Annotated in this window: 7 protein-coding genes; 5 read left to right on the top strand and 2 right to left on the bottom strand. The window is 70.6% G+C overall.

Annotated features, from left to right (window positions below):
• Nucleotide 1 precedes the first annotated feature (1 nt).
• Both D7V97_RS38530 and D7V97_RS38525 read left to right on the top strand, forming a co-directional pair.
• Entirely contained in the window at nt 2–640 is a 639-nt protein-coding gene (locus D7V97_RS38530) for a hypothetical protein (protein ID WP_233583507.1), read from the top strand.
• Nucleotides 641–682: 42 nt separating this feature from the next.
• Entirely contained in the window at nt 683–1,639 is a 957-nt protein-coding gene (locus D7V97_RS38525; protein ID WP_120615575.1) for a GNAT family N-acetyltransferase, read from the top strand.
• A gap of 8 nt (nt 1,640–1,647) precedes the next feature.
• On the opposite strand, the gene D7V97_RS38520 is transcribed toward D7V97_RS38525, so the two are convergent.
• Nucleotides 1,648–2,607, bottom strand: a complete 960-nt coding sequence (locus D7V97_RS38520; RefSeq protein ID WP_147445153.1) for a ferritin-like domain-containing protein — start codon at nt 2,605–2,607, stop codon at nt 1,648–1,650.
• Between the two features lie 126 nt (nt 2,608–2,733).
• Between D7V97_RS38520 and D7V97_RS38515 the strand changes: the two genes are divergently transcribed.
• From D7V97_RS38515 to D7V97_RS38505, 3 genes are read left to right on the top strand one after another with little or no spacing between them, the layout of a single operon-like run.
• Entirely contained in the window at nt 2,734–3,870 is a 1,137-nt protein-coding gene (locus D7V97_RS38515) for a hypothetical protein (protein ID WP_120615573.1), read from the top strand.
• Between the two features lie 8 nt (nt 3,871–3,878).
• On the top strand, nt 3,879–4,211 hold the full coding sequence (locus tag D7V97_RS38510; protein WP_120615572.1) for a YkgJ family cysteine cluster protein: 333 nt from the start codon (nt 3,879–3,881) through the stop codon (nt 4,209–4,211).
• Nucleotides 4,208–5,197, top strand: coding sequence for a hydrolase (locus D7V97_RS38505; RefSeq protein WP_120615571.1), 990 nt, complete (start codon nt 4,208–4,210; stop codon nt 5,195–5,197). Before D7V97_RS38510 ends, D7V97_RS38505 begins: the two co-directional genes overlap by 4 nt.
• Nucleotides 5,198–5,218: 21 nt before the next feature.
• Here the strand turns inward: D7V97_RS38505 and D7V97_RS38500 are convergent, their stop codons facing one another.
• Nucleotides 5,219–5,833 carry a hypothetical protein gene (locus tag D7V97_RS38500; protein ID WP_120615570.1) on the bottom strand — a complete coding sequence of 205 codons (615 nt, stop codon included), beginning with the start codon at nt 5,831–5,833 and terminating at the stop codon, nt 5,219–5,221.
• Between the last annotated feature and the right edge of the window lie 373 nt (nt 5,834–6,206).

Below are 6,206 nucleotides of genomic sequence, written 5' to 3'. Positions count from 1 at the left end.
GCTGCTGTCGTGGCCCGCCGTCGCCCTGGCGGACCAGAAGGTCACCGTGCCGGTGGACGTGGGCGTGGGCCCGGCGGCGTTCCTGTTCTTCGGGCCCGTCTTCGAGGATCAACCCATCCACACCGGGCTGAAGCTGTCGGTGGACGCGGTGCTGGACAAGGAGTGGCTGCGCAAGAACCAGCGCGTCATCCCGAACCGCTACCGGAAGCAGTCACGGAAGGTGGAGGAGATCCGCATCTCGCCGTCCATCTTCATTCCGGACTCGTTCATCATCTCGCCCAAGTACCGCGACACGGGGATGTACGGCGTGACGTTCAAGCCGCTGGCCCTGGGGCTGCCGCTGTCGTCCAGTCCGGTGCGCTTCACGGTGGGCGCGGGGCTGGTGTTGACGTACGCGTACATTTTCTCCGACACGCTGCCGGACACGCACTTCCTGCGGCCCGGCGTGGACGTGGGCGCGGACCTGGAGTTCCAGCTGTCGAAGAGCTTCCTCATCAGCGTGGGCTGGGAGTCCACCTTCTACGTGCCGCAGGAGCTGGGGGGCCTGGGGCTGCCGGACTCGCTGGGGGACGGCATCTTCCACGTGGGGCAGGCGTACCTGCAGTTCCACTTCCGGTTCCCGTACACCACGCGGCTGTAGCGCTCGCGCCGGGAGGGGCTCGCGTCTAGCCTGCCGCGCACCATGCCCCTCGTCCTCGCCACCGACGCGCAGAAGGCGCAGCGTGACACCGTCACCCATGCCGCGTGGGGTTCGCCCCTCAGCGTGGCGCAGTACCAGGAGCGCGAGGCGCGGCTGCGCGCCCACCCCTGGTGCCGCGAGGGCATGAACACGTGGCTGTGGGTGGCGGACGACGGCGCGGAGCTGGCCTCGTGCGAGACCTTCCACACCGACAGCTTCCTGCGCGGCGCGGATGGGACGTTCACGCAAGGGGACAGCTACGCCATCGCCAGTGTCTTCACGGAGGACCACCTGCGCGGTCGTGGGTATGCGACGCGGCTGATGGACGGCGTCGCCGCGGAGCTGGAGCGCGTGGCGCCGCGCCCGCACTCCGTCGTGCTCTTCTCCGACGTCGGGGCTCCGCTGTATCGCCGCTCGGGGTACGTGGACGTGCCCGCGTGGGACTGGCACCTGGACGCTTCGCAGGTGCCCGGGAGACGCCCGGTGGACAGCGGGATTGCGGAGACGGACGTGGCCGCGGCGCTCGCGCGGATGCAGAGGCCGCGGGCGCCCTTCTACCTCTGGCCCAGCGCCTCGCAGGTGGACTGGCACCTGGAGCGGGAGCGCGTCTACGCGGAGCTGCTGGCGCGCCCGAGGCCCCAGACGTGCGGCGCGGTGGTGGGCGACTCCACCGCGCTGTGGTCCATGGTGGCCCGCTACGGTGACCTGGTGGTGCTGATGCTGGACGCTCGCGACGCGGCGGACGCGGAGGCGCTGCTCACGGAGGCGCGCCGCGTGGCGCACCGGGCGGGCCTCCAGCGCGTGGTGTGGTGGGAGGAGGCCGCGACGGCGCCGCTCGTCGCGAGCGTGCCCGGCGCGGTGCGGGTGCAGCGGGACGGTTCGCTGCCCATGCTGCGGCCCCTGCGCGCGGGATTGCCTCCCGCGCTCGACGTCCCCTTCCCTCGCGCCCTCTGGGTGTGAGGCGCGCGTCAGGCGACCAGGGTAGAGAGCCCCTGGAACAGGGTCCGGGCCTGGTCGCGCGACGGCATCCCCGCCTCGCGGATGAGCGGCTCCGGCAGCCGCTGGGCCTCCACCTCATCCCCGAGGATTCGCAGCGCGTCCTGACGGGCCTGGAGCAACCGCTGCCGCTGCGCGGGCGTCAGCTTTTCCTGGGCCCACGCATCCACGGCCCACGCCAGCTCCGCGTGACGGACCTCGTCCCTGGCGATGGTGCGCAGCGTGCCGCGCACCTCCGGGTCCTGCGCGGTGCGTGACTGCCAGCCCGCCACGAAGGCGCCGAAGGTCTCCCGCACGCAGCCCTCGACGGCGTTCTCCAGGAGCATCTCCTCCAGCGAGCGGGACTCGAAGGGCGGCAGGTCCACGTCGGGCATGGTCGCGCCGTGACGCTGGGCGAGCGCCTGCATCGCGCGGGTGTGGCGGACCTCGTCCCCCGCCGAGCGGCGCGCCGCCTTCACCAGCGACTCCGGCGCGCCGTGCGCCTTGAGCTCGTCCGCGAGCCGCAGGAAGGCCGGGACCGACGCGGCTTCCAGCCAGGCCGCGTGCGCGAAGAGGGCTCCGAGCGCGTCCCCGGACTGCGACGCGAGGGCCTCCCTCAAGCCCTCCGGCCGACGTCCATCATTCATGCAGGTCATGTAGCGGCAGGTGACGTCCGCCCGTCCAGCGGTCTCGGACTTGCTCGCCGTGCAGTTGATGAGGTGGACGCCGTCGTCCTGCTCGGGGCACCTGTCGCAGGAAAGCGTGCCCGGAACGGTGCCATCCGGATTGAGGGCAACGGTTCCACCCTTCATGGTCTCGTGGCCGAATCCGCAGTCCTCGCTGTTTCCACAGGCCAGCCCCACGGGCAGCAGCGGAGCGGCCAGCAACAGACCGTAGAGGGTACGGCGCAACAACCGATGCTTCGGAATCACAACCCGCGTCTGACGCGACATGGAATCCCCCTCGCGGTTCCACTCGGGAAACCGGCTCGTGTCCCCAGCGCCGGCCCGGCGGGGACTTGAGGGGCACGACCTTATCCCAGACGTGTCAGGCGACAACAGGTCCCCTAGGATGCGCCCATGGCCGAACGAAGGCGCATCATCGAGGGCTCTTGGAACTGCACGTCCTGTGGCGCCAGGAACATCCCGGCTCGTCACAAGAACTGCCCCTCGTGCAACAACCCGCGCGAGCTCACCGGCAAGGAGTCGGAGTTCGACTTCGGTGACGTGGATGCCTCCGGCAAGTCCACGCGCGAGGGCGTCACCGACGAGCAGGCCCTGGACCTGGCCGGCGCGGGCGAGGACTGGTTCTGCGCCTACTGCGGAGCGTCCAACCGGGGTGACGCCAAGGCGTGCCGGCAGTGCGCCGCCGAGCGAGGCTCGGATGCGAAGGCCGCGCCCGTCGCGGACCTGTCCCCGAAGCCGCCTCCGGCACCGGCTCCCAAGTCACGACGCTTGAGCAAGGGGTGGCTCATCGTGCTGGCGGTCCTGGGCTCGTGCTGCTTCGGCACCTGCGCGGTGGGCTACTGGGGAAACCTCACGCATGACTTCCAGGGCGAGGTGGTGGCCACGAGCTGGCGGCGCGCGGTGGTGCAGGAGCGCTTCCTGCCGGAGACGCGCACGGGCTGGAGGGATCAGCTGAGCAACACCGCCCCGCGCATGCCGGTGAACGGCGCGGGTGAGGTGCCGGGCGTGACGAACATCCGCGGCTGCGTGTCCCGACAGCGCGGCACGCGCCGGGTGGCGGATGGCACCGAGCGCGTGTGCCGGACGAAGTCGCGCAAGGTGGCGTGCGGCACCGAGGAGAAGTGCACCCGCCGCGACAAGGGCAACGGCTTCGCCGAGGAGGTCTGTCACGACGTGACGAAGTACTGCAACGAGTCCTACGAGGACTGCCAGACGGAGACGCGCTACCGCAACGAGCCCGTCTACGCACAGCAGTGCGACTACGACACATATGCCTGGAAGCAGGTGGATCAGCGGGAGCTCAAGGGCACGGACGACCCGCCGCGCTGGCCGGAGCTGAGCGCCGGAACGAACGAACGGGTGCGCCGCGAGGAGTCCTATCGCGTGAACGTGCGCTATGAGGACGACGGCGTGAAGGAACACGTGCTGGAGCCCACGCGCGAGGACGAGTTCCTCCCGTGGAAGAAGGGCCAGGGCGTCACGCTCACCGTGACGAACCTGGGCAAGGTCGAGAAGGCCATCCGCCGCTAGGGAGTTCCATGGAGTGCACCTGCTGTGGCGCCTGCTGCGTGGCGCCGGACATCGCCGCGCTGGACAAGCCCCTGGGGTTGAGGTGCCCGCACCTGGGCGCGGACAACCTCTGCACCGTCTACGAGCGCAGGCCCCAGGTGTGCCGGGACTACGCGGCGGACGACGTGTGCCGGCGCATCGAGGCCCCCACGCTGGAGGAGCGCGTGCACAACTACCTGGCCCTGTTCCAGCTCACCGGCGAAGCGGAGGCCGTGCGGACCTCCGGCTGCGCATCCATGCGGACGGCGCGGTCGGTGGCGGCGCTGTCGTCGCGCCCGCGGGTGCCCGGAGGCGGCGCGTGAAGTTCCAGCCCACCGAGCCCTTCGTGCCCGCGCCGGGGATCCGCGGCGCGCATGCGCAGACCATCTACGCCTCGCTCGCGCGGCCCACCCGCGTGCCGCCCCTGCGCCGGGAGCGACGCGAGCTGCCGGACGGCGACTTCGTCGACCTGGACAGCTTCGACGGGCCCCCGGGCGCGCCGCACGTGGTGGTGCTGCACGGGCTGGAGGGCTCGTCCCAGGCGGGCTACGTCACGGAGGTGCTGCGGGGCGCGGCGAAGCGCGGCTGGGGCGCCACCGCGATCAACTTCCGCTCGTGCAGCGGAGAGCCGAACCGGCTCGCGCGGGCGTACCATTCCGGGGACACGCACGACACGCGGCTCGTCATGGCGGACGTGCGGGCGCGAGTCACCGGCCCGATGCTCGCGGTGGGGTTCTCGCTGGGCGCCAACGTGCTGTGCCGGCTCCTGGAGGAGACGGGTGACGCGGCCCCGGTGACCGCCGCCGCGTCCATCAGCGCGCCGTATGACCTGGCGGCGTGCTGCCGGAAGCTGGATGCCGGCGGCGGCTTCCTCTGGCTCTACCGCATGCGGTTCCTGCGCACGCTCAAGAGCAAGTCCCGGGAGAAGCTCGTGCGCTTTCCGGGCGCGTTCGATGGGAAGGCCATGGAGGCGGCGCGCACGATCTTCGGCTTCGACGACGTGGTGACCGGGCCGCTGCATGGCTTTGAAGGCGCGGATCACTACTACCGGGAGGCGTCCTCGGGGCCCCGGCTGGGGGACATCCGCCGGCCCACGCTGCTGCTCAGCGCCGCGGATGATCCGATGCTGGAGTCGCCGGTGATTCCGGCCGCGGCCCACGACAACCCGTTCCTCAGCGTGGTGCTGACCGAGCACGGCGGACACGTGGGCTTCGTCGCGGGGCGCCTGCACCGGCCCTCCTTCTGGGCGGAGGACCAGGCGCTGAGGTTCTTCGAGCAGGTGCTCGCGGAGCGTCCGGCGGCGATGTAGCGCCTGCTCGGACGCGGAGGATCAGCCGAAGAAGAGGGCGAAGCCGAGCTTCGCGGAGGGCTGCACGGTGCGCATCATCCACGACCGCGTCTCCACCGGAGACAGCGAGTCGCGGAAGGGCTCATCCAGCTTCTGGAGACTGGGGACCGCCATCTCCATCACGCTCATGCCGCCGCGCACGAAGAAGCTGAGGCGCCGCGTGGCATTGAACTCCAGGCCCAGGTGCGCGCTGGCGTACGAGTAGCCCACGCGCTCCATCGAAGACGTGGGCAGCTGCGTCCGGTCCGCGAGTCGCCGGTTCAAGGTCTTGGTGCTCGCGGCCTGTGCATGGCCGAGCTCCAGTGACAGCGAGGGCGAGAACTTCCCGTTCAGCGGCAGGAGCGTGAGCCCCGCGCGAGCGGCACCGCGCAACCCGTTGTGTGCGCCACCGATGTGCAGCCGCAGGTGCGGCGACGGTCGGAAGACACCGGAGAGTCCCGCGCCTTCAGGCATGCCCGCGTCGAGCATCAGACCGAAAGGCGCCAACTTCTCCGGATCATTCATGCGACGCCGGACCTGGACTTCCTGCGTCTGGGCGATGGCCGTGTGTGCCGACAAGACGACCAACGCCGCGGTGAAGATGGACACCGCTCCCATGAGGCTTCTCCCCCGTTACAGACATCGCGGCTGTGCGCGATGAGAATTGCGAGGCGTGCCGGCTCCCGAGAGCGACCCATCCGCAGGACCCGGCTTCTCTTCGTTCCCCCAACCACCACCTGTTGCTGCCGCTGCTCCACGTCGAGTACCGGCGATCGCGCTCCCGTCAGCTGCCATCCGGTTTGATCGCGACTGCCACCGCACCGACATGCCCTGCGTGCATCACTGCTTTTTGCTCCCGTCCGGCGTGTTGCGACTTCCTTGCCGGACTCCCCCAAGCTGCACACTGCCCCGTCCCATCGCCCAGCCCCGTGTTGCTCGCTGCGTGTTGCGTCCTGCTTGCTGCCTTGCTCGACCGCGCTGCGTGTTGCCC

It is taken from the genome of Corallococcus sp. CA053C (assembly GCF_003611675.1).
Lineage (GTDB): Bacteria > Myxococcota > Myxococcia > Myxococcales > Myxococcaceae > Corallococcus.
Note: the sequence above shows the minus strand (reverse complement) of the source record. Positions and strands in the feature narration are given on the sequence as shown.

Bases quoted from the DNA above. Each gene is read 5' to 3' on its own strand.
- D7V97_RS38525 (WP_120615575.1), top strand. From the start codon at position 683: ATGCCCCTCGTCCTCGCCACCGACGCGCAGAAGGCGCAGCGTGACACC.
- D7V97_RS38520 (WP_147445153.1), bottom strand. From the start codon at position 2,607: ATGTCGCGTCAGACGCGGGTTGTGATTCCGAAGCATCGGTTGTTGCGC.
- D7V97_RS38515 (WP_120615573.1), top strand. From the start codon at position 2,734: ATGGCCGAACGAAGGCGCATCATCGAGGGCTCTTGGAACTGCACGTCC.
- D7V97_RS38510 (WP_120615572.1), top strand. From the start codon at position 3,879: ATGGAGTGCACCTGCTGTGGCGCCTGCTGCGTGGCGCCGGACATCGCC.
- D7V97_RS38500 (WP_120615570.1), bottom strand. From the start codon at position 5,833: ATGGGAGCGGTGTCCATCTTCACCGCGGCGTTGGTCGTCTTGTCGGCA.